Annotated in this window: 21 protein-coding genes and 1 pseudogene; 2 read left to right on the plus strand and 20 right to left on the minus strand. The window is 66.6% G+C overall.

What is annotated here, in order from left to right; all coding sequences use genetic code 11:
* Positions 1-5: 5 nt before the first annotated feature.
* The 18 genes and pseudogenes from nuoK to ACOQPI_RS17135 form a co-directional block, all read right to left on the minus strand.
* Positions 6-308, minus strand: coding sequence for an NADH-quinone oxidoreductase subunit NuoK (gene nuoK / locus ACOQPI_RS17050; protein WP_420620807.1), 303 nt, complete (start codon positions 306-308; stop codon positions 6-8).
* Positions 308-862 (minus strand): NADH-quinone oxidoreductase subunit J, encoded by a 555-nt coding sequence (locus ACOQPI_RS17055; RefSeq protein ID WP_420620808.1) that lies wholly within the window; start codon positions 860-862, stop codon positions 308-310. Before ACOQPI_RS17055 ends, nuoK begins: the two co-directional genes overlap by 1 nt.
* Positions 862-1,524: an NADH-quinone oxidoreductase subunit NuoI gene (gene nuoI, locus ACOQPI_RS17060; protein ID WP_420620809.1), complete on the minus strand. Its 663-nt coding sequence runs from the start codon at positions 1,522-1,524 to the stop codon at positions 862-864. The genes ACOQPI_RS17055 and nuoI overlap by 1 nt, the downstream gene beginning before the upstream one ends.
* Positions 1,524-2,741, minus strand: a complete 1,218-nt coding sequence (nuoH, locus tag ACOQPI_RS17065) for an NADH-quinone oxidoreductase subunit NuoH (RefSeq protein WP_420620810.1) — start codon at positions 2,739-2,741, stop codon at positions 1,524-1,526. Before nuoH ends, nuoI begins: the two co-directional genes overlap by 1 nt.
* Entirely contained in the window at positions 2,738-5,281 is a 2,544-nt protein-coding gene (locus tag ACOQPI_RS17070) for a molybdopterin-dependent oxidoreductase (protein WP_420620811.1), read from the minus strand. Before ACOQPI_RS17070 ends, nuoH begins: the two co-directional genes overlap by 4 nt.
* On the minus strand, positions 5,278-6,606 hold the full coding sequence (gene nuoF / locus ACOQPI_RS17075; RefSeq protein WP_420620812.1) for an NADH-quinone oxidoreductase subunit NuoF: 1,329 nt from the start codon (positions 6,604-6,606) through the stop codon (positions 5,278-5,280). The genes ACOQPI_RS17070 and nuoF overlap by 4 nt, the downstream gene beginning before the upstream one ends.
* Entirely contained in the window at positions 6,603-7,223 is a 621-nt protein-coding gene (gene nuoE, locus ACOQPI_RS17080; RefSeq protein WP_420620813.1) for an NADH-quinone oxidoreductase subunit NuoE, read from the minus strand. Before nuoE ends, nuoF begins: the two co-directional genes overlap by 4 nt.
* A gap of 2 nt (positions 7,224-7,225) precedes the next feature.
* On the minus strand, positions 7,226-8,515 hold the full coding sequence (locus tag ACOQPI_RS17085; RefSeq protein WP_420620814.1) for an NADH-quinone oxidoreductase subunit D: 1,290 nt from the start codon (positions 8,513-8,515) through the stop codon (positions 7,226-7,228).
* Positions 8,512-8,958: an NADH-quinone oxidoreductase subunit C gene (locus ACOQPI_RS17090; RefSeq protein ID WP_420620815.1), complete on the minus strand. Its 447-nt coding sequence runs from the start codon at positions 8,956-8,958 to the stop codon at positions 8,512-8,514. The genes ACOQPI_RS17085 and ACOQPI_RS17090 overlap by 4 nt, the downstream gene beginning before the upstream one ends.
* A 56-nt stretch (positions 8,959-9,014) precedes the next feature.
* A pseudogene (locus ACOQPI_RS17095) lies at positions 9,015-9,503 on the minus strand (NADH-quinone oxidoreductase subunit B); the annotation flags it as partial.
* Between the two features lie 85 nt (positions 9,504-9,588).
* A complete protein-coding gene (locus ACOQPI_RS17100; RefSeq protein ID WP_420620816.1) occupies positions 9,589-10,056 on the minus strand; it encodes an NADH-quinone oxidoreductase subunit A in 468 nt (155 codons plus the stop codon).
* Between the two features lie 6 nt (positions 10,057-10,062).
* Positions 10,063-11,202: a hypothetical protein gene (locus tag ACOQPI_RS17105; protein WP_420620817.1), complete on the minus strand. Its 1,140-nt coding sequence runs from the start codon at positions 11,200-11,202 to the stop codon at positions 10,063-10,065.
* A complete protein-coding gene (locus tag ACOQPI_RS17110) occupies positions 11,199-12,584 on the minus strand; it encodes a c-type cytochrome (RefSeq protein WP_420620818.1) in 1,386 nt (461 codons plus the stop codon). Before ACOQPI_RS17110 ends, ACOQPI_RS17105 begins: the two co-directional genes overlap by 4 nt.
* Positions 12,584-13,456 (minus strand): ubiquinol-cytochrome c reductase iron-sulfur subunit, encoded by an 873-nt coding sequence (locus tag ACOQPI_RS17115; RefSeq protein ID WP_420620819.1) that lies wholly within the window; start codon positions 13,454-13,456, stop codon positions 12,584-12,586. The genes ACOQPI_RS17110 and ACOQPI_RS17115 overlap by 1 nt, the downstream gene beginning before the upstream one ends.
* A 9-nt stretch (positions 13,457-13,465) precedes the next feature.
* The gene (locus ACOQPI_RS17120; protein WP_420620820.1) at positions 13,466-14,251 is read right to left on the minus strand and encodes a menaquinol-cytochrome c reductase cytochrome b subunit; all 786 of its coding nucleotides are present in this window, start codon (positions 14,249-14,251) and stop codon (positions 13,466-13,468) included.
* Positions 14,252-14,293: 42 nt separating this feature from the next.
* A complete protein-coding gene (extP, locus tag ACOQPI_RS17125; protein WP_420620821.1) occupies positions 14,294-15,019 on the minus strand; it encodes a selenite/tellurite reduction operon b-type cytochrome ExtP in 726 nt (241 codons plus the stop codon).
* Between the two features lie 99 nt (positions 15,020-15,118).
* Positions 15,119-15,535, minus strand: a complete 417-nt coding sequence (locus ACOQPI_RS17130; protein WP_420620822.1) for an NADH-quinone oxidoreductase subunit I — start codon at positions 15,533-15,535, stop codon at positions 15,119-15,121.
* The gene (locus ACOQPI_RS17135; protein ID WP_420620823.1) at positions 15,535-16,119 is read right to left on the minus strand and encodes a hypothetical protein; all 585 of its coding nucleotides are present in this window, start codon (positions 16,117-16,119) and stop codon (positions 15,535-15,537) included. The genes ACOQPI_RS17130 and ACOQPI_RS17135 overlap by 1 nt, the downstream gene beginning before the upstream one ends.
* A gap of 168 nt (positions 16,120-16,287) precedes the next feature.
* Here ACOQPI_RS17135 and ACOQPI_RS17140 point away from each other — a divergent pair, with 168 nt between their 5' ends.
* On the plus strand, positions 16,288-17,109 hold the full coding sequence (locus tag ACOQPI_RS17140; RefSeq protein ID WP_420620824.1) for a c-type cytochrome: 822 nt from the start codon (positions 16,288-16,290) through the stop codon (positions 17,107-17,109).
* Positions 17,110-17,157: 48 nt separating this feature from the next.
* Positions 17,158-18,441, plus strand: a complete 1,284-nt coding sequence (locus ACOQPI_RS17145; protein WP_420620825.1) for a geranylgeranyl reductase family protein — start codon at positions 17,158-17,160, stop codon at positions 18,439-18,441.
* On the opposite strand, the gene hemL is transcribed toward ACOQPI_RS17145, so the two are convergent.
* Positions 18,360-19,607 carry a glutamate-1-semialdehyde 2,1-aminomutase gene (hemL, locus tag ACOQPI_RS17150; protein ID WP_420620826.1) on the minus strand — a complete coding sequence of 416 codons (1,248 nt, stop codon included), beginning with the start codon at positions 19,605-19,607 and terminating at the stop codon, positions 18,360-18,362. The two genes, ACOQPI_RS17145 and hemL, sit on opposite strands and share 82 nt — an antisense overlap.
* Before the next feature lie 57 nt (positions 19,608-19,664).
* Positions 19,665-21,128, minus strand: coding sequence for a uroporphyrinogen-III C-methyltransferase (cobA, locus tag ACOQPI_RS17155; protein ID WP_420620827.1), 1,464 nt, complete (start codon positions 21,126-21,128; stop codon positions 19,665-19,667).
* Positions 21,129-21,150 lie beyond the last annotated feature (22 nt).

Here is a 21,150-nt window from a genome sequence, read left to right on the forward strand (position 1 = left end):
CGGCGCTATCCCCTCAGCGCCGATAGGTCATCGGCGGTGGCCTGGGGGCGGCGGCGGTTGATGGCCACCACGATGGCCAAGCCCACCACCACCTCGGCGGCCGCCACCACCAGCACGAAGAACACCGACACCTGCCCGCCGATGTCGTTGAGCTCCCGCCCGAAGGTGATGAAGGTGAGGTTGACGGCGTTGAGCATCAGCTCCACGCACATGAACATGATCAGCGGGTTGCGCCGCACCAAGAGGCCCATCGCGCCAATGGTGAACAGCGCGGCGGCCAAGATCAGGTACCAGGAGGCGGTGACCATTAGTCGTCCCCCGCGCTCTCTTGGGCCTCGTCGCTTCTGGCCATGCGGCGAGACATGACCACCGCGCCCACCACCGAGATGGTGAGCAGGGCGGCGGTGGCCTCAAAGGCGTACACGTAATCGGTGAACAAAACGTCGGCGATCTGGTGCAGGTTGGAGTACTGGTCGGTGATGTCCAGCGTCAAGACCTTGGTGTGGCCCACCAGGCCAATGTCGCTGGTAGCCAAGAAGGCCACGGCCAGCCCGAAGGTGCCCAAGCCCACCAAAGCGGCCAGAGTGCGCTGGCCGGTGATGGGCTCCACCGACAGGTCTTCCAGCCGGTCGACACCCAAGAGCATGATCACGAACAAGAACAGCACCACGATGGCACCGGCGTACACGATGATCTGCACCGCGGCCAGGAAGTGGGCCTCCAGGTTCAAGAACAGCACGGCCATGCCGAACAGGGTCCCCACCAGGCTCAGCGCAGCGTGAACCGGGTTGCGAGCCAGCACCACGCCCAGCGCCCCGGCCAGCACGATGGCCGCGCACACGATGAAGACCGCGGTCTCCATCAGTGGTGGCCTCCTTGGTCGTCGTCATGGTGCTGGCTGTGGTCCTCGGTGGCCTCGTCTTCAGCCGACTGGCCCCGCTCCGGTGAGCGGATGCCGTAGCCGAGTTCGCCCGACCAGGCCACCTGGCCCTCGTAAGCGGCTTGTCCCGACGGGGAGGTGGCCCGCACCCAGGCCGAGGTGTGCTCGTCGTCTCCCGGTTCCCAGTGTTCCCAGGGAAGCTGCTGGGGCCGGCCGTCGTCGTCCACCACTAGCTCGTCTTTGGTGTATATGGCGTCTGACCGGTTGGTAAACGAGAACTCGAACAGCTTCGACTCGGTGATGGCCTCGGTGGGACAGGCCTCCACGCACAGGTCGCAGTGGATGCACCGCAGGTAGTTGATCTCGTACACGTAGCCGAAGCGCTCACCGGGGGACACCGGATCGTCGGGCGGGTTGTCGGCCCCCCGCACGTAGATGCAGCGGGCTGGGCACACTCCAGCGCACAGCTCGCACCCGATGCACTTCTCCATGCCGTCCTCGTAGCGGTTGAGCACGTGGCGGCCGTGGAAGCGCTCGGGCTTGGGGCGCTTCTCATCGGGGTATTGGGTGGTGACCACCCGGCCCGACTCGGTGCCTTTGAGCATCTTGCGCAGGGTGACGGCGAATCCTCGGAGGTATCCCATCACGCGAAGCCTCCTTGGGGGTCGAGCTCTCGGCGTTGGCGGGCGGCTCGCAGGGCCAAGGCCAGCAGCCCGGCCAGGGCGGCCATGATGGCCAACATCACGATCACTGCGGCGGCTCGGTTCCAGCCCCGGTCGCCAGCCACGTCATAGGAGGCCAGCACTAGCAGCCAGCCCAGCGACAGGGGGATGAGCAGCTTCCAGCCCAAGTCCATGAGCTGGTCGTAGCGGAAGCGGGGCAGGGTGGCCCGCAGCCACACGAAGGAGAACAGGAACAGCATCAGCTTTATGAAGAACCACAACAGGCCCGACAGCCAGCCCACCGTGGTGAAGTCGGGGCCATTGGGGCCGCCCAAGAACAGCGTCACCACGATGGCCGACATGGTGATGGTGTTCATGAACTCCGCCAAATAGAACAGGGCGAACCGGATCGAGCTGTACTCGGTGTGGAAGCCGCCCACCAGCTCCTGCTCGGCCTCCACCAAGTCGAACGGCGGCCGGTTCAGCTCGGCGGTGGCCGCGATCAAGAAGATCACCATGGGCACCACCCAGGTAACCCACAGGTTCCAGTTCCACATCGACTGCTCGACCACGATCCGGTTGGTGGACAAACTGCCCGACTTCAACAGCACTGCGGCCAGCGACAGGCCCAGGGCGGCCTCATACGACACCATCTGGGCTGAGGCCCGCACCGACGCCAACAGCGGATACTTGGAGCCCGACGACCAGCCGGCCAGCATGATCCCGTAAACAGCCACCGACGACATGGCCAGCACCAGCAGGATCCCCACCGGCGGGTCGGATACTTGCAGGAAGGTCTCGTGGCCGAACAAGGAGATGCTGCCGTTGCCGCCGCTGAAGTCGCCCCCCACGGGGACCACGGCGAACACCAAGAAGGCGGGCACCAGCGACAGGTAGGGGGCCAGCTTGAAGACCAACCGGTCGGACTGCTCGGGGATGAGGTCTTCTTTGAAGAACAGCTTGATGCCGTCGGCCAGCGTCTGGAAGATGCCGAACGGCCCGGCCAGGTTGGGGCCGATGCGGTTCTGCATGTCGCTGATGAGCTTGCGCTCAAACCAGATCATCAACATGACGGCCACCAGCAGCACTGCGAAGGCCACCCCCACCTTGAGCAGAGTGATGAGCACCTCGGCCCAGCCCACCCCGCCGATATACAGGGGATCGAGGCCGAAAACGCTCGGGCCGAGGGCCGCGGTCATCGGGTTTGGATCCTCAAGTCGGTGACCATGGCATCGGGATCGACGAGATCCCGCACATCCAGATCGGGGTAGTTGTAGCCGAAGGCCGCGGTGCCGCGGGGCACGCCGGGGTCGGCCACCACCGGCATGTCCATCTCGCCCGCGTTGGAGATCACCTGCACATCGGCACCCGGTTCAACGCCGACGCGATCAAAATCGTAGGGGTTCACAGCCAAGACGGCGGTGGGGGCCAACCCAGACAATGAGGAAGCGTGTTGGACCAGCGTGCCCCGGTCGTACATGCGCCGCGCCGCCACCAGCCGCAGGGAATAAGCATCCACATGGGGCACCGGCGTGGCGTGTTCGGGCGGGGTGAAGGCGATGGAGCTGTCGGCTGCCACCACCCCGTCGTCGGATGCGTCGATGGCCTCCATGGACAGGTTCCGGTGCGACGGGGCCACCCGGGTGATCTCGTCCCACACGTCCTCGGGGACGCCGAAGCCGAAATCGACGCCCAGTTGGCGGGCCAACTCGGTGGCGATGGCCCAATCGGCCCGGGCGGTGCCCGGCGGGGTGACAATCTGGCGCTGGCCCGTGATCCGTCCCTCCAGATTGGTGTGGGTGCCCCGCCGCTCGGCGAACCCGGCGGCGGGGAACACGATGTGGGCCCGGACGGTGGACGGATTCAAGAACAGATCGGAGGCCACAATGGTGCCCACCCGGCTGAGGGCTTCATCGGCCAGCTCTCGATGGGGGAAATCCCCCAGCGGATCAGCGCCCAGCAGGATTAGCACGTCGATTTGGCCGTTTGCGGCGGCTTGCAGGATGCCGCGGGCGTCGGCTCCGGGGTTGGAGGGCACCGAGCCCCAGGCCTCGGCCAGCGCCGGTCCGCCGTCGGCCAGGGTGATTCGTCCCGGCAGCAGCCCGGGCGCCAAGCCCATGTCGAGCGCTCCCAGCACGTTGCCCCTGTGCAGCACGGGCAAAAAGGCGATGCCCGGTCGTCCGCCCGCGCTCAGCAGATTGGCAAACCGAACCAGCTCGGCCACGGCATCCATGGTGAAGTCGGCCGGCTCGGCCAGCGAGGGCCGACCCAACACCACGGTAAGGGGCTGTTCGGCCCGGTCGGCGATAGCCGCCGCGGCGGCGGCCACGGCGGAAACGGAAGCACCACCGATGTCGCCGTCGGGTCCAGCCTCGATGTCGCCGCCCATCAAGGCTGCAGCCACGGCGGCGGCCTCGCCGGGGCGATGGTGCAGTCGGAATGCGGCCAGATGGCTCAGCCCGGTGGCCCGGGGGGTGAGCTCGATGAGCTGCACGCCGTCGTTGACGATGGCGTGGCGGAGCCGCAGGTACAGGGTGCCCTGCTCCTCCTTGGGGTCGGGGGCCATCAGGATGACGGTGCCGCCGGGGGTGCAGGCCCGGTTGATGGTGGCTCGAGGCAGGCCGAGCACGCCTTCGGCGGGCAGGCCGTCGTCGAGCTGGGCGTCGACGTGGTCGGTACCGATCACTCCCTTGGCCAGCCGCGCCCAGGCGTACTGGTCTTCGTTGGCCAGCCGGGCCCCGCCCAACACCGCCACCGACTGGGGGCCCTTGTCGGCCACTGCGGCCTTGATGGCGTCGGCGGCCAGGCTAAGGGCTTGGCCCCAAGAGGTTTCCACCAGCTCGGAACCGCCGGGGTCGAGTCGGCCCAGTGGCGTGCCCCGCACCAGCGGCGTGTGCAGCCGCAGTTCGCTGGCGGTGGCCTCAAAGGCGAATCGGTCTTTGTCGGTGAGCCACCCCCAGTTCACCGCGTCGCTGTCCACCCCCTGATAACGCAGCACCTGATCGCGGGAGGCCTGCACCACCACCCGGTCACCCATCGGGTTGGGATAGGTGGACTCCACCTCGGTGAGGTCCCAAGGGCGGGCCTTGAACCGATAGGGCACCGCGGTAAGGGCGCCCACCGGGCAGATCTGCACGGTGTTGCCGCTGAAGTAGGAGGAGAAGGGTAGGTCGGGGAAGGTGTTCACCTGGGTTTGGTCGCCCCGGTCTTGGAAAGTGATGAGCGGATCGCCAGCCACCTCGTCGGCGAACCGGGTGCAGCGGTCGCACAGTATGCAGCGCTCCCGATCCAGGTACACCAGATCGTTCACCGGGATGGGCTTCTCGAAGTGACGCTTCTCCTCTACGAACCGGCTCTCGCCGGGGCCGTAGGCCATGGTCTGGTCTTGGAGGGGGCACTCGCCGCCCTTGTCGCACACCGGGCAATCGAGGGGGTGGTTCAGCAGCAGAAACTCCAGCACCCCGTCTTGGGCCTTGCGGGTTTGCTCGGATGTGGTGTCCACCACCATTCCCTCGCTCACCTCCACCATGCAGGAGGGTTGCAGGGCGGGGCCGCGACCGGCGTCGATGTCCACGATGCACATACGGCACATGCCCACCGAGTTCATGCGGGGGTGGTAACAGAAGTGGGGGATGTACACCCCGGCCCGCTCAGCGGCGGCGATCACCCACTCGCCGGGTTTGGCCTCCACCGGCTGGCCGTTGACGGTGATATTCACCACGGCTTCGTTCTCGCTCACGACGCCACCCCCGAGACGGTCACCGCAGTGGCGGGCAGGTAGGCCTCGAACTCGCCGCGGAACCGTTCCAAAGCCGAGGCGATGGGTGACACAGCCGACGGACCCAGCGGGCAAATGGTGGTCTGGCGGGGCGGCCAGTTGATGCCGGGGCTGATGTTGTCGCACACGTCCATGAGCAGGTCCAGATCCTGGGGGCGGCCCTGACCAGCCAGGAGGCGGCCAAGGATCTTCTCCAGCCAGGAGGTTCCCTCCCGGCACGGGGTGCACTTGCCGCAGGACTCCCGGGCGAAGAACCGAACCACGTTGTGGCAGGCCTTCACCACGTCGGTGGTGTCGTCCATAACCACGATGGCCCCCGAGCCGAGCATGGAGCCGGCCTGGTCCACCGTGGTCTTCTCCAGGGGCAGGTCGAGGTGCTCCTCGAAGAACCACGGGGCTGACGCGCCGCCGGGAATGAAGGTCTTAAGGGTGCGCCCTGGGCGCATGCCGCCGGCGTAGCGGGGGTCGAAAATGATGTCGCGGAAGGTGGTGGTGCCGAAGGGAACCTCGAACACCCCGGGGGTGGCTACATGGCCCGACACCGCGAACACCCGGGTACCGGTAGAGCTGTCGGCCCCCATGGCGGCAAACGCCTCCCCGCCGTTGGACACGATCCACGGCAGGTTGGCCAGGGTTTCCACGTTGTTGACGATGGTGGGCTTGCCGTAGAGGCCAATGGATGCCGGGAAATAGGGCGGCTTCAGCCGGGGCATCCCCCGGTTGCCCTCCAGGCTCTCGATGAGGGCCGTCTCCTCCCCCACGATGTAGGCCCCCGCCCCCCAATGAAGGGTGATGTCCACCGAGAAATCGGGAGCCTCAAGCACATTGCGGCCTACGTAGCCGGCCTCATAGGCCTCGTTTAGGGCGGCGGCCAGCCGCTCCTGGGCGTGAGCCATCTCGCCCCGCACGTAGAGGAAGCACTGCGACAGGCCGAGGGCGTAGCAGGCGATCAGGCAGCCCTCGATGAGCTGGTGGGGGTCGCGCTCCATGAGCAAGCGGTCTTTATAGGTGCCGGGCTCGGACTCGTCGCCGTTCACCACCAGGTAGCGGGGCCACACCCCCGGCGGGCAGAACCCCCACTTGACCCCGGCGGGGAACCCGGCGCCGCCCCGGCCCAGCAGGCTGGCGGTGCGAACCTCGCTGTGGACGTCGGTGGGGGCCATCTCCAGTGCCCGCCGCAACCCGGCATAACCCCCGGTGCGCTCGTAGCCGGCCAGGGTGTGGCCGTCTTCGATGTCGAAGCGGGAGGTGATTATCCGCAGATCTTGGGGGGCGGGCGCGCTCACGAGCCGTCTCCGTTGTCGGAGGGGTTGCGGGCCATCCAGGCCGGCTCGCCTTGGCCGTTAGGGGGTGACACCCCGGCCCGGCGGTCGTCGCCAATGTGCTGGCGGACCATGGCCAACTGGCCATGGGGGGCCGCCTTGGCGGTGTCGTCCCGCAGCTCCGACACCAGTTGGTCGAAGTCGTCGGCGGTGACCCGGTTGCGGTAGCGGTAGTTCACCTGGAGACAGGGGGCCTCGGTGCAGGCGGCGATGCACTCCACGGCCTCGAGGGTGATCTTGCCGTCGTCGGTGGTCCCGCCTGGCCTCACCCCCAAAGTGGCTTCGGCGTGGTGGATCAGATCGGATGAGCCCAGCAGGTGGCAGGAGATGCCGTTGCAAATGTTGACCATGTACTCGCCCACTGGCGCCCGTTTGAGCATCTCGTAGAAGCTGCATGTGCCCATCACCTCGGCGGGGGTCACGCCCACCAGCTCGGCGATGTGGGCCATGGCGTCTTCAGTGACGTAGCCGTCTTGTTCTTGAGCCAGGTGCAACAGCGGAATGAGCGCAGAGCGGGGAACTGGATACCGGGCGATGATCTCCTGGGCCACCCCGAGGCTGTTGGCGTTAAAGCGGGCCATGTCTAGCGGTCCACCTCCCCCATTATGGGGTCGACCGAGGAGATGATGGCCACCGCGTCGGCCACCATGCCGCCCCGCATCAGATGGGGCAGGGTTTGCAGGTTCACAAAGCTGGGGCCGCGGATGTGCATGCGATAGGGAACCGCGGAGCCGTCCGACACCATGTAGCAGCCCAGCTCGCCCCGAGGGGACTCCACCGCGGCGTACACCTCACCGGCGGGCACCTTGAACCCCTCGGTGAAGATCTTGAAGTGGTGGATGAGGGCCTCCATCGACTCATCGATACGGGCTCGGGGTGGCGGAGTGACTTTCTTGTCCTGCACCCGGTAGTCGCCCGACGGCATCTGGTCGAGGATTTGGGCCAGGATCCGGATTGACTCCCTGATCTCGTTCAGCCGGATGGCGTAGCGGTCGAAGCAGTCGCCGTAGGTGCCCACCACCACGTCGAAGTCCACCTCGTCGTAGGCCAGATAGGGCATGTCGCGGCGCAGGTCCCAGGCGTAGCCGGTGGAGCGGAGGATGGGCCCGGTCACCCCCAGCGCCAGGCACTCGGCGGTGTTGATAACGCCGACGCCCTGGAGCCGCTCCCGGTAGATGGGCTGGCCGGTGAGCAGGGTGTCGAACTCCTTGAGCCGGGCGGGCAGGGCGTCGATCAGGGTGAGCACCTCGTCGCGCCAGCCGTCGGGCAGGTCGGCGGCCACACCGCCGGGCCGGATGTAGTTGTGGTTCATCCGCAGGCCGGTGATGGTTTCCAACAGGCGAAGGGCCTCTTCCCGCTCCCGCCAGCCGTAGAGCATCATCGACACCGCGCCGATGTCCATACCGTTGGTGGCCTGGAACAGCAGATGGGAGCTGATGCGGTTCAACTCGCACATCAGCATCCTGATCCAAGTGGCCCGGGGGGGAAGCTCCAAGCCCAGCAGAGCCTCGGTGGCCATGGAGAAAGCCAGTTCGCTGAACAGCGGGGCGGCATAGTCCATGCGGGTCACGTTGGTGGGGCCTTGGAGGTAGGTGAGGGTTTCGGCAGTCTTCTCCATGCCGGTGTGGAGGTAGCCGATGACCGGCTTGGAGCGCATCACCGTCTCGCCTTCCATCTCCAGCATGAGCCGCAGCACGCCGTGGGTGCTGGGGTGCTGGGGCCCCATGTTCATGATCATGCTGGTGTCGCTGGCGTTGGATTCGGCTTCCAGGCGCTCGCCGTCGTCTTCGCCAATGCGGAGCACCGCGCTGTCCTCCCGGCGGCGGACGGCCTCGTCGGTGGCGGTTTCCACCGTGGTCTCCGGGGCGCTCATCGGGTGGCCTTGAACTGGACGGGGATGCGGCCCACCGCGAAGTCTTTTCGCAGTGGGTGGCCTTCCCAGTCGGGGGGCATGAGGATGCGGGTGGGATCGGGATGGCCTTCGAAGACGATGCCGTACATGTCGGCCACCTCTCGCTCCAAGGCCTCGGTGCCGGGGAAGAGGTCGAACAGGGTGGGCACGGTGGGATCGTCGGCCGGAACCTGTACCCGCAGCCGGATGCGGCCCGGCGTGGTGTGGGAGATGAGGGTCACCACCAGCTCGAACCGCTCTGGTTCCACCTCGGGGGGCAGGTCGGTGCGGCCGGGGTGCTCCAGGTAGTCCACCGCGGTCACGTCGAGCGCCGACACATAGCCCTCGTCGCGCAAACCCGCCACCGTCTCGATGAGATGGTCGCGGGATAAGTGCAGTACCGGCGTTTCGACGACGTCGCTCATGTACGAATCGCCACGCCCGTCGAGCTTTGGCCGTCGCGCTGATCGACGGTGAGGTTGGCCCCGGCCCCGGTCTCTTCTCGGCGGCGGGTGATCTCGCCGCTGGTGATCTTGTCGTGAAGGGTCAAGATGGCGTGCATGAGGGTTTCCGGGCCGGGGGGACAGCCGGGGGCATAAACGTCCACCGGCACGATCTGGTCCACTCCCTGCACGATGGCGTAGTTGTTGAACATGCCGCCGCTGGAGGCGCACACCCCCATGGAGATCACCCACTTGGGCTCCATCATCTGGTCGTAGATGCGGCGCAGGATGGGGGCCATCTTCTGGGACACCCGGCCGGCCACAATCATCAGGTCGGCTTGGCGGGGAGAGGCCCGGAACACCTCCATGCCGTAGCGGGCCAAGTCGTAGTGGGCGCCGCCGGTGGCCATCATCTCGATGGCGCAACAGGCCAAGCCGAAGGTGGCCGGCCAACAGCTCCGGGCCCGAGACCACTTGACCAGATCCTCGAGCTTTCCGGTGACGAAGTTGTGGTCGACTCCCTCCAGCCCTTGATCGAGAACGACCTTGGGATCACCCAACAGTGGCAACTTCATTTACCGCCCCCATGTCGCTCCTGGCACCACCGACTCTTCATGCTGCTTCCTTCGGGGCGCTTCGTCCGTCCAAGCCCACCCGGCGGATGGTGCTATCGCTGGTGCGGCGGGCCGACACCTGGGGATCACGCCGCCAGGTGGGGCGCGACGGCCCCCAGTCGAGAGCGCCGTTGCCGATGAGGTAGACGAACGACTCGAACACCGCCAGGGCGAATATCCCCATGGCCACCAGGCCAAACAGGCCCAGCCCCCGGTAGGACACCGCCCAGGGGTACAAGAAGATGATCTCGATGTCGAAGACGATGAAGATCATGGCGATGAGGAAGAATCGAACCCCGAACCGCTCCGGGGCGTCGGTGCTCTCCTCCACACCGCACTCGTAGGGGGCCAGCTTGGCCTTGGTCTGACGCCGGGGCGCCAACAGCCGGGAAGCGCCGAAACTCAAGGCGGCGAACAGCACGGCCAAAACCCCGAGGGCGAAGATCGGCAGGTATTGGCCGGTCATCGCGGTCTACCCCGAACCCTCGCCTTCCAGGCGACGGCGGACTTCCAGATCGCGGGTGTGGAGCATCAAAAGAGAGGCCAAGAACAACAGACCAGAGCCGATGGTCACCAGAATACCGGGCAGGCGGAATCGGCCCAGGTTGCGCCGGAGCAGCACCGAGATGACAGGCTCGTCGGGGTCCACCTGGGCCGGGGACGGTGCCTGGCCGGCCACCGGGGTCTCGTAGATCGACCGCTGCACTTGCACCACGGTGTAGTTGGTGGGGTGGCGGGGCATGGCGCTGGTGATGACTTTGTTGCTGACCCGTTCCCACACCCCGTTGTTGAGCCGCTTCGGCTTGCCTCCCTGCTGGAAGGCATCCAGTACCACGAAGGTGTTGCTCTGCTCGTCGGTCGAGGCAAAGCCCAAATCGGCTTCGGCCAGATAATCGCTGGCCGCGGTGATGGCCTCGCCGGCGGCCTGGGTGGTCTGAAGGTTCCAGTCGCCCAATTCCAGCCAGCCCCGCCGCTCGGCCTCTTCGGCGAGTTCGGGGGCAACGCCCTTCAGCTCGCTCAGGGTCAGGTCTTCGTTGCGAATGCGCTGCTCTTCGGCCAAGCGCTGCACCTCGTCTTCGACCTCTTCGCCAGTGAGCTTGCGGGGGTCGTCGGCGGCCAAAGCGTCGTTGAACGCGGTGACCTCAGCGCGAATGGTCCCGGCGTCGATGGAGTCCAACTCGGCCTTCTGCTGGCTGTCGCCCAAGACACGAACCACCTGGATGGCCTTGGGCAGGCAGTCTTGGTCGCCCAGATTGGCACAGGCGATCGGATTCGGGAGATCGTCGAGAATCTCGGGAGGCGGGTTGGCCTCGTTGTCTGTCACCGATGGGTTGCCGATATGGATGGCCTGCACCTCCCAGGTGGGCCGGGCCCCTTGGAGACCAATGCCGTACAACGACCAGATGAACGCCATCATCACCGTCCATCCGAAGATGGCCGAGATGGCGATGAGGGTGCCGAGGCGGAAGCCGGTGTTGGTGGAGATGATGAGCCACACCGATCCCATGAGGATGGCCGAGCCCAACAGCACCGTCAGCAGGCCGCGGATCTCGTTGTCGAACGAGATAGCCCCTAGGGCGCTCACTGCCGAAAGAACCGAGCCCATGCTCACTGCCCCTGCTCCGCTTCGGCTAATGGCTGGTTGAAGCGTTTCGACCGCTCGTAGGCCACGATGTCGGCGATCTGCTGATCGCTCAGCATGCCCGGTCGGGAACTGCCGTCCTCCAGGGTGCAGAACCCGTGGATGGGGCTGCGCTCACCGGAGTCCCGGTCGCCCACGCACACGCCGAAGGCCGGCATCTGGCCCCCGCCATCGCCCTGGCCGAAGTTGCCGTAGCCCACACCCTCTTGAGAGCCGATGGTGATAAAGCCCTCGTGGCCATCGGCGGTATCGAACTGCCGGAGGGTGGCCTCGTTGGTAAGGTTAGGCCCGAACGCCCCACCGCCGGGGATGTCGGCGGGAATCAAGCCGCCCAGCCGGGCAATTTCCGCCGCCTCTTCGGGAGAGCCTTTGACCAAGACCACCGGGCCTCCGCCGGGGGTGGACTCGGGTCCGGTGAACCGCCAGGAATCCCTGGGAGTGTGGCAGCGGGCGCAGCCGTACTCCCCGTTGTTGAACAGCAGCTCACCCCGATCGGCCGATGCCCCATCTACTTCGGGTAGAGCGCGGATGTGCTGCTCGCTGGTCTCTCTGATCTCCCGCTCCACCGCGGCCAGGTTCCGGGCCGCGGCCTCCGCCGCGGCCTCGTCGGCCCCCGCGGCACTCACGGCGTCGTTGGCAGCGATAAGCCGGCCGTTCAGGCCAGGGTTGGCCGCCAATACGTCATCGCGAACTTGGAGGACGAGGCCGTCGAGCACCTCGCCCTGTACCTGGCCGGGATCGAGCTGGATGCTCTGTATGTACTGGATGAGCTCGTCCACCTGCTGGGTGGTGAGCGGGCCACCACCGGGAGCACCCCAAGCCTGCATGGGAGTGGGAGGACGGCCGTAGTTGAGGATGTGGCGCACTTCTTCTTCGGAGAATCGGTACAGCACCGTGGTGAGAGCGGGAACTTCCCACTCAATGGCGGCGATGAAGTTGCCGCTGTCATCGGTGACCGACGTGGCAGTGGTGCCGCCCAAGCCGCCCCCGCCGTGACAGCTTGCGCATCGCTCCTCGAACTGCTCACTCCCACGGCTGGTGAACTGCCGACGGGAGTCCTCCAAATATCCTTGTTGGCGTCCCGGCTCGCCCAGCCAGTACAGAGGCAAGGCCACGCCGATGATCACCAGGGTGACCAGGCCGCTGACCAGAGCGAGGTCGAGCTTGGAGGTTTCCAGTTCCTCATCGCTCAGGTAGGGCTTACGGTTGGGGGCCAGCTCAACCTCTGAACCCCTCTCGCCGCGGCCAGCCCACAACACGTTGTAGATGAGGTAGATGGCGAAGCCCACGATGGCCACCACCGCGATGGCCATGCCCAGGTTGCGCTGGGTTGAGGCGGCAAGCAGGTGCATCAGTGCGATGCCCCCCCGAGACAACTCGGCCCTTCAGGCTCCTGGCCGGTGGTGTTCACTCCGATGGGCGGACCCTGGATGACAGTGCCGGTGCGGATGATGAACTCGCCCTTGGCGTTCACCGACATGGCGAACCGGTCCATGCCCCGGGGGGCGGGTCCGCCCCGCTTCTCTCCCACCTGGTTGTAGCGGGACCCGTGGCAGGGACACTCGAACCACTGCGAGGTCAGACAATTCGGCACCCGGCATCCCAGGTGGGGACACTTCTGGAACAGGGCCACCAGCCCCGACTCCATTCCGGTCAACTCCGGGGCGCTATAGGTGGCTTGTGCCTTAGGCAGGGCCGCGGCGGGGTACTCGGTAACCCAGGCGCGAGCATTGGGCAGATACAAGAAGCCGTTCTCGTCTCTGATCTTCGACTTCACGTCGTCCACCAGCCCGGCGTTCACATCGGCGCCGAAACCGGTGACGAACGGGGGCCACAGAAACGCCACGCAGGCCGCACCGAAACCAGTGAGGCTGAAGCCCATCATGGCCACGGTGCTGCGGTTCAAGAACTGACGCCGGCTCACCCCGATAGCATCGGGATCGGGCGGGGTCCACTCCTCCACCGACGCATCGGCCGCTTCCACCAACTCGGTGCCCGCGGTCTGACGAGCCACTACTGCGGCCCGCTCCACCTCTCGGCCGGTGGGGGCATCGGACATGCCGGAGTCGCCGTCGATGTCCACCCGGCCTCGGTCTCGCCGGCGGGTCTCCCGAGTGAGTCGCCCTTCGGCTGCCATGGTCTCCCGGCGTCGGGCCGCGCCGATCAACACGATCACTGCGGCCACCACGATGATCGGTGTGGCGATGGAGAGTGCGACGCCCATAGTCAGTTCCTACAGATCGAAGAAGAGGCCGACTTCCCACGGGAAGACGAAGTTGAATCCGGGGCCTCGGAAGAACGAGCCGATGAGCACCAAGATCGCCCAGAACATCAAGTGGATGGTCATGAGCGAGATGGCGAACTTGCGATCTTCGGGCTTCTTGTTGGGGTTGCGGTCGACGTAGGGGGCCAGGATCAGCAGGAACAGCGCGATTCCGGGGATGGTCACTCCCGCCACCATCGGGTGGAACATGGTGAGCAGCTCCTGGAGGCCGAGGAAATACCACGGGGCCTTGGACGGGTTGGGCGTCTCGTTGAAGTTGGCCAGCTCTAAAAGCGGGGCGTTCACGAAGATGGAGAAGATCAGGGTGAAGGCGGTGAAGATCAGCGCGGCCACAAACTCCACCACCAGCAGGTGGGGCCAGACGTGGACTTTGTCGGTGGGGGTGGCCTTGACGTCTTGGATGGAGCCCGACTTCACCACGGTGAGCAGCCGCTGGGTGCCTCCGCCGGGGCCGGTGGGCTCGGGCTGGGCCGGACCGGCGGGCATGGGCGCAGTGGCTACCGCGGCGGCTGCTTGGGCGCCGCCCCCGCCCGCGGCCTGATCGCGGGCCGACTTCGACCGGTCGAGCAGGTGGTCGGGGATCTTGGGACCGCCCGCGTCCCCTTCCCCGGCGGGTTCGGACGACGCCGCTTCGGAGGATTCGGGCGCGGCCCCGCCTCCGCCGCCCTGTTGGGCTTCGGCGCGCTCACGGGCCTCTTGGGCTCGCTTCAGGAGGTGTTCGGGGACTTCCGCCATGGGCTTTCGGATCGGGCCAGAAACGTCGTTGCGACGTCGTTTCTAGAGCGGCCCGGAAATACCTCCGTCCTTTCTTACTCGCCAGAAGTGGATGGCCATGAATATGACGATCACAAAGGGCAGCATCAGCACGTGAAGCACATACCATCGCAGCAGCGTGTCGGTGCCGATCTCCACGCTTCCGAGCAATACGAAGCGCACTTGATCGCCGAATACCGGGGTGAACCCCATCATGTTGGTTCCCACCGTCACCGCCCATAGGGCCAGCTGGTCCCACGGGAGCAGATAGCCGGTGAACGAAAGCAGCAGGGTGAGGGTCAACAAGATGACCCCGATAACCCAGTTGAACTCCCGGGGCGGTTTGTAGGCCCCGTGGTAGAAGACCCGGGCCATGTGCAAGAACACGGTGATGACCATGAGGTGGGCGGCCCATCGGTGCATGTTGCGCACCAGCAGCCCGAAGGCGACCGAGGTTTGGAGGGTGTAGATGTCATCCCAGGCCTGCGCAGCGGTGGGCCGATAGAAGAACATCAAGAAGATGCCGGTCACGGTGAGCAAGATGAACAGGAAGAAGCTGAGACCGCCCAAGCACAGGGTGTAGCTGACCTTCACCGCGTGGCGCTTCACCTTCACCGGGTGGAGGTGGTACAGCACGCTGTTCATGATCACGTAGCTGCGGTTCCGAGGGCTGTCGCTGTAGCCCTTGCGGAAGATGGAGCCGGGACGGAAGATGGACGACCAGGCCTGCGACCCCTGGACATCGCTCATCATTTGGCTCGCGGCCTGCTTGGCTCGCTCGCTCGCCGGTGGTCTGGGCTGCTTTGCCACGTTGCTCCTGAGTCCTCTTATCCGTTCCGGGCCTTAGTTCTAGGTCAACCGCATGCCGTAGCCGTAGCCGTAGCTGGTCATTCGCTGGTGGGGGTCACCATCGCCTCCGGGGTCGCCCAGTCGGCCCAGGGTGATCACCCCGGTGGGGCACCGGTCCACGCACAGGGCGCACCGGGTGCAGGCGTCCTCGTCGATGGTGAAGATCACATGGTCGCTGGGATCAACGCCGGGCTGTTCGGCACCCACGGCCAGATCGATCGCGTCGGGGGCCACCATGTGGATGCACTTCCAGGGACAGATGTCCACGCATCCCTCGCACATGATGCACTCAGACTGGTCGATGTGGATGAACTGCTTGGGCTTGACCTTGCTCTGGAGGTAGTCGTTGTCCACCTCCACCAACACATAGTCGTCGCGGAACTCCGGCATGGGGGGGTTGGCGTCACTGCTGGCCATCAGACTGGTGCCCCCTCTCTCACGATCGGTCGTCCATACTCAGACTTCTCCACCTCGACCGGAGCGGTCTTGCCCCGGTTCTGCCACACCATCCAGCCGGCGATGTTCCCAACCAACGCCAAACCGTAGATCAACACCGCCACCACATCGCGCAATACCAGGTAGGGAAGATCGAAGGGCAGAGCCCAGGCGATAATGCCCTGGTTGCCCACGTAGTAGCCCTCGATCAAGCGGTCTTTGCGCCAGCCGAGCTCGCTGTCGGCGTACACCAGCCATTGGTGGGGCACCACGCCGTAGATCCAGAACAGCAGGAAGAAGACCACCGAGGCGCCCAGCATGGCCTCGCCCCAGGTGTGGTACTTGCCCACCGGACGGCGACGGGCGTATTCCAAGAAGGCGACGATGCCCAGCACCGACACCACCAAAGAGGCGGTGAAGGCCACATTGAAGTACGGCGCACCCAAGCCCTCGTCGTACTGGTGGACGGCGATGAAAGCCCACAGCGCCAAATAGAGGACGAAGCATCCTCCGAGGGCCATGTAGAACTTGGTGACGGCGATGTCTATGGGCCTCTGAGCGGCCACGATCCTCCCCTCGTGGGTGCGGTCCGCGACTGATAGTAGTAGCCCTACCCCGTACTTCTACACATCAAAGTGCCCGCTCCCCACCCCCCTTCTTCGGCGACACAAGCCACTGCTGGCAATGGTTAGGCCGTTAGCCTTGAGCGGGCCTAATGTGGCACGGGGCTGGACGTGGTGCCGGCCGGGAATCACACCGGAGGAGCGTTGGTAGAAGTACCCGAGCATCTGCTGAAACGATCGGCAGATCGTCGCAAGGACCTCGGCGCGTCCACCGGCGACGAACCGGCCGCAGAGGCACCGCCATCGGAGACATCCGCCGCCCCTGCGGTGGCTGAAACCCAGGCCCCGGCCGCCGCGGCGGGCCCCTCATTGCCCGAGCTTCCCGACCTGGAGCCGGAGCCCGAACCCCAACTGGAACCGGTCAAGCCGTGGGTACAGGCCGCGCTCAGTCGCAAGAAGATTCCGGTGTGGGCCGTGCCGGTGCTGATCTTCCTGCCGTTCTGGGCCATCATCTTCGCTGGCACCCTGGAATCGCCCGAGCGCGACAGCGAGATCATCGCCATGGGCCGGGAGGTGTATGACGGCAGCGGCGGTTGCGCCGGCTGCCACGGCGCTGAAGGCGGCGGCGGAGTGGGCCCGGCGTTGAGCAACGGCGAGGTAATGGCAACCTTCGGCGACTGGCGAGACCACGTCATCTGGATCGTCAACGGCTCCCCCGCCGAACCTGGCACCCTGTATGGCGACAACAACGAGGTGTCACTGGGAGCGGCCAACGGCATGCCCGCCTTCGGCGAAGACCTGAGCGCCCGAGAAATCCTGGCCGTGACCTACTTCGAGCGGGTGGAGATCGGTGGTGCCGATGAGGCCGACCTGCATGACCTGGAAGAGCTGTTTGAGGCCGAAGGGGTGGTGCCAAGCCAATTCGCCATCGGACAGACCTTCCGCAGCACGTTGAGCGGCCTGCTGTCCACCGCCGGAGTCGGAGCGGGCTAATCCTCTCGCGAGCTGAGTCGGCGGCGTGACCAACCGCGAATCCTGTCGATGACGCCTCGCCGCGACCTGTTGGTGGTGGGCGGCGGTCCGGCGGGAGCAGCCACTGCCTACTGGGCGGCCCGTCATGGCCTGGACGTGGTGGTGGTGGAGCGCAAGGAGTTCCCTCGCGACAAGACCTGCGGCGATGGTCTCACCCCCCGGGCGGTCAAGTCGCTGTGCGACATGGGCCTGGCCGACCAGCTCACCCGCCACCACCGCTACGGGGGCCTGCGGGCGGTGGCCCACAAGCGCACCATGGAGCTGGCCTGGCCGCAGCACTCGGTTTTCCCCGACTACGGCTATGTGGTTCGAAGGCGGGAGCTCGACAAGCTGGTGGCCGATCATGCGGTGGCCGCCGGGGCCGAGATGCTTCTGGGCACCGAAGCCACCCGGCCACTCCTGGTCAACGGGGTGCTCGACGGGGCCGAGGTGGTGGATAAGGCCACCGGGCAAACCGACCAGATCCAGGCCCAATATGTGGCGGTGGCCGACGGGGCCAACTCCCGGTTCGGACGGGCCTTGGGCACCGCCCGAGACCGGGCCTACCCCCAGGGCATGGCGATCCGCACCTACTTCGAGAGCCCGCTGCACGACACGCCGTGGATCGAAAGCGCCCTGGACATGCGAGACCGCAACGGCAATTCGCTGCCCGGCTACGGCTGGATCTTCCCTCTGGGCGATGGAAGCGTGAACGTGGGCGCAGGGCTTTTGTCCACGTTCCGCGACTACACCTCGGTGAACACCTCCCATCTGATGCGGGAGTTCGCGGCCACGCTCCCTCCCTACTGGGAGATCGATCCCAACCAGCCGCTCATGGAGCCGGTGGGAGGGCGTCTGCCCATGGCCGGGTCGGTACACCCCAAGGTGGGGCCGAGGTATCTGGTGGTGGGAGACGCGGCCGGATCGGTGAACCCCTTCAACGGCGAGGGCATCGACTACGCCTACGAAACCGGGAAGATGGCCGCCGACTTGGTGGCCGAGGCCATCGCCACCGGCGACGGCGAGGTGATCTGGCGGTACCCGAAGCTGCTGGAGGAGAACTACGGGGCGTACTTCCGCGTCGCCCGCATATTCGCCCGGCTGATCGGCAAGCCGGCGCTGCTGCGGCAGCTGACCCGGATCGGCATGCAATCTCGCCCGGCCATGGAGTGGGCCCTGCGGATCATGGCCAATCTCATGGACCCCGACAACCCCGGCCCAGCCGAGTACATCTACAAAGCCGCCGAGAAGGCCTCCACGGTCTCATCGATGTCGTCGTCGGCGTGGGCCAGGCTCGGGAACAGAGCTTCGTAGGGGCCGGGGGCGAAGGCCACGCCCGCTTCGAGGAGGGCGTGGAACACCCGGGGATAGACGCCGTTATCGGCGGCGGCCTTGGCCTGGTCGAAATCAGTTGGCGCGTCGACGCAGAAAAACACTCCGAGCAGTGACCCCACCCGGGGCACGGTGCAGGCCACGCCCGCCGCGTTGGCGGCTGTGGTCATGCCGTCGGCCAGTCGGGCCGCGGTGTCGGTGAGGGTGCGGTAGGCGTCGGGGGTGAGCTGTTCCAAGGTGGCCAACCCGGCCGCGGTGGCCAACGGGTTTCCCGACAGAGTTCCGGCCTGGTACACGCCGCCCAGCGGGGCCAGGTGCTCCATCAGATCGGCTCGCCCGCCGAACACGCCGATGGGCAATCCGCCGCCTACCACCTTGCCGAAGCACCACAGGTCTGGAGTCACCCCGAACCACTCGGTGGCGCCGCCGGGGGCCAGGCGGAAGCCGGTGATGACCTCGTCGAACACCAATAGGGCGCCGGCCTCGTCGCACGCGGCTCGCAACCCCTCCAGAAATCCGGGGACCGGGGCCACCACTCCCATGTTGGCCGCCACCGGCTCCACCACCACTGCGGCCACATCGCGGTCCACAACGGGAACCTGGTTGTAGAGGGCCACCACGGTGTCGGCCACCGCTCCGGGGGTGACGCCAGCCGAGTCGGCGAGGCCTTGGTTGGCCACGCCGCTGCCCCCCGCGGCCAGCAGTCCGTCGCTGTGGCCGTGGTAGCAGCCGGCAAACTTGATGATCTTGGTGCGGCCGGTGGCTCCCCGGGCCAGCCGGATGGCGGCCATGGCCGCCTCAGTGCCGCTGGAGGTGAGCCGGGTCCAGTCCATTGCCGGTACCCGGTCGCACAGCAGCTCGGCCAGCAGCACCTCGCGTTCGGTGGGCGCCCCATAGCTGGTTCCGTCGGCAGCGGCTTTGGCCACCGCCTCGGTCACCGCCGGATGGGCGTGGCCCAAGATGCCGGGGCCGTAGCTCTGCACGTAGTCGATGTAGCGGCGCCCCTCTACGTCCCACACATAGGGCCCCTCGGCCCGGGCCACGAAGTACGGGGTGCCCCCCACCGACCGAAACGAGCGCACCGGCGAGTTGACCCCGCCGGGGATCACCCGCCGCGCCCGCTCGAACAACCCCTGGTTGGTGACCATGCCTGCGATCCTAGAGTTTGGGTTCTTCCAATCCGGCAGCGGGAAGCTGAGGAGAATTCAGCTTGCGAAGAAGGCTTCGAGGGCGGCGATCAGGCCGTCGATGGTGTGCTCGGAAGCCTCGACGGCTACCTCCAGGCCAAGATTGCGGGCGGTGGCGGAGGTGATAGGGCCGATGGTGGCCACCACCGCGGGCACCGCGTCGGCGCCGAAGGTATCCACGAAGTTGGTCACGGTGGACGACGACGTGAAAGTGATGACCTCAGCGTTGTCCAGCAAGGCTGCCGCGTCGGGATCAGGGACCGGCGCCACCGTTCGGTAGGCAGGAACCACGTCCACCTCCCAGCCCGCGGCGGCCAGACCGTCGGGCAGCACATCGCGGGCGGTCTCGGCCCGGGGGATGAGCGCTCGACCGGGGCCGTCGGGCCCAATCCCTTGAGACAGAGCTTCCAGCAGGGCCTCGGCCACGTACTGCTCGGGCACCAAGTCGGCCACAACGCTGCGTTCGGCCAGTGCCGCGGCGGTGCCCGGTCCGATGGCGGCCACTTGAACCCCTCCGAGGCTGCGGGCATCGCGCAATTGCTCGAAGAACCGGGCCACCCCGGTGGGCGAGGTGAACACCACCCAGTCGTAGCGGCCCACCTGGGCCGCGGCCTGGACCAGGCGGTCGAGGTCCTCGGGAGGCTCAAAGGCTATAGCCGGCATCTCGATGGCCTCTGCTCCCCGCTGGCGAAGCTTGGCGGCCAGGGCCGTGGCCTGAGGCTGGGCCCGGGTTACCACGATGCAACGGCCGAACAGGGGCCGGTTCTCAAACCAGGCCAGATCGGCGGCGGCCACCTCGCCGATCACGATGGTGGCCGGCGGTTGGGGATCCAAGTCGGCCAGGGTGGCCAGGGTGGCCCGCAGTGTGCGCTGGTTGGGGCGGGTGCCCCACTGCACTGCGGCCGCCGGGGTGTCGGGGGCCATGCCTCCGGCGATGATCCGTTCGCAAATGGCGCGGCAGCGGGCCGCGCCCATGAGCACCACCACCGTGCCGCCCAGCGCGGCCACTGCCTCCCAGTTGACGGATGCCTCCCCTTTGGCCGGATCTTCGTGGCCAGTGACCACGGTGAACGAGGTGGAGGAATAGCGCATCGTCACAGGGATCCCGGCGTAGGCGGGAACCGCCACAGCGGAGGTGATGCCGGGAACAACCTCGAAGGCGATTCCGGCCGCGGCCAGCGCGGCGGCCTCCTCACCGCCCCGGGCGAACACGAAGGGGTCGCCGCCCTTGAGGCGCACCACCTGCTGGCCGGCCCGACCCCGAGCCACCAGCAAGGCGTTGATGTCCTCTTGGGAGGTGCGAGGTCCGCCGGGCTGCTTGCCCACCGATATGCGCTCGGCATGGGCCGGAGCCAAGTCGAGCAACGAGGCCACCGACAGCCGGTCGTACACCACCACATCGGCACCGGCCAGAACTTCAGCCCCCCTCAAAGTCAAAAGAGCAGGATCGCCCGGCCCGGCACCGACCAGATAAACGGTCATCGGGCCATCCAATCCGGCTTGA

Source organism: Candidatus Poriferisocius sp., from assembly GCF_965219815.1.
Classification (GTDB): Bacteria; Actinomycetota; Acidimicrobiia; order Acidimicrobiales; family Bin134; genus Poriferisocius.

Excerpts from the sequence above, each read along its gene's own strand:
- ACOQPI_RS17090 (WP_420620815.1), bottom strand. The coding sequence starts at position 8,958 with ATGAGCGACGTCGTCGAAACGCCGGTACTGCACTTATCCCGCGACCAT.
- nuoH (WP_420620810.1), bottom strand. The coding sequence starts at position 2,741 with ATGACCGCGGCCCTCGGCCCGAGCGTTTTCGGCCTCGATCCCCTGTAT.
- nuoE (WP_420620813.1), bottom strand. The coding sequence starts at position 7,223 with ATGGCCCGCTTTAACGCCAACAGCCTCGGGGTGGCCCAGGAGATCATC.
- ACOQPI_RS17130 (WP_420620822.1), bottom strand. The coding sequence starts at position 15,535 with ATGGCCAGCAGTGACGCCAACCCCCCCATGCCGGAGTTCCGCGACGAC.
- cobA (WP_420620827.1), bottom strand. The coding sequence starts at position 21,128 with ATGACCGTTTATCTGGTCGGTGCCGGGCCGGGCGATCCTGCTCTTTTG.
- ACOQPI_RS17110 (WP_420620818.1), bottom strand. The coding sequence starts at position 12,584 with ATGCACCTGCTTGCCGCCTCAACCCAGCGCAACCTGGGCATGGCCATC.
- ACOQPI_RS17100 (WP_420620816.1), bottom strand. The coding sequence starts at position 10,056 with ATGACCGGCCAATACCTGCCGATCTTCGCCCTCGGGGTTTTGGCCGTG.
- nuoK (WP_420620807.1), bottom strand. The coding sequence starts at position 308 with ATGGTCACCGCCTCCTGGTACCTGATCTTGGCCGCCGCGCTGTTCACC.
- hemL (WP_420620826.1), bottom strand. The coding sequence starts at position 19,607 with ATGGTCACCAACCAGGGGTTGTTCGAGCGGGCGCGGCGGGTGATCCCC.
- ACOQPI_RS17085 (WP_420620814.1), bottom strand. The coding sequence starts at position 8,515 with ATGAGCGCCCCGGAGACCACGGTGGAAACCGCCACCGACGAGGCCGTC.
- ACOQPI_RS17120 (WP_420620820.1), bottom strand. The coding sequence starts at position 14,251 with ATGGCGGAAGTCCCCGAACACCTCCTGAAGCGAGCCCAAGAGGCCCGT.
- ACOQPI_RS17145 (WP_420620825.1), top strand. The coding sequence starts at position 17,158 with ATGACGCCTCGCCGCGACCTGTTGGTGGTGGGCGGCGGTCCGGCGGGA.
- ACOQPI_RS17055 (WP_420620808.1), bottom strand. The coding sequence starts at position 862 with ATGGAGACCGCGGTCTTCATCGTGTGCGCGGCCATCGTGCTGGCCGGG.
- nuoI (WP_420620809.1), bottom strand. The coding sequence starts at position 1,524 with ATGGGATACCTCCGAGGATTCGCCGTCACCCTGCGCAAGATGCTCAAA.
- extP (WP_420620821.1), bottom strand. The coding sequence starts at position 15,019 with ATGAGCGATGTCCAGGGGTCGCAGGCCTGGTCGTCCATCTTCCGTCCC.
- ACOQPI_RS17115 (WP_420620819.1), bottom strand. The coding sequence starts at position 13,456 with ATGGGCGTCGCACTCTCCATCGCCACACCGATCATCGTGGTGGCCGCA.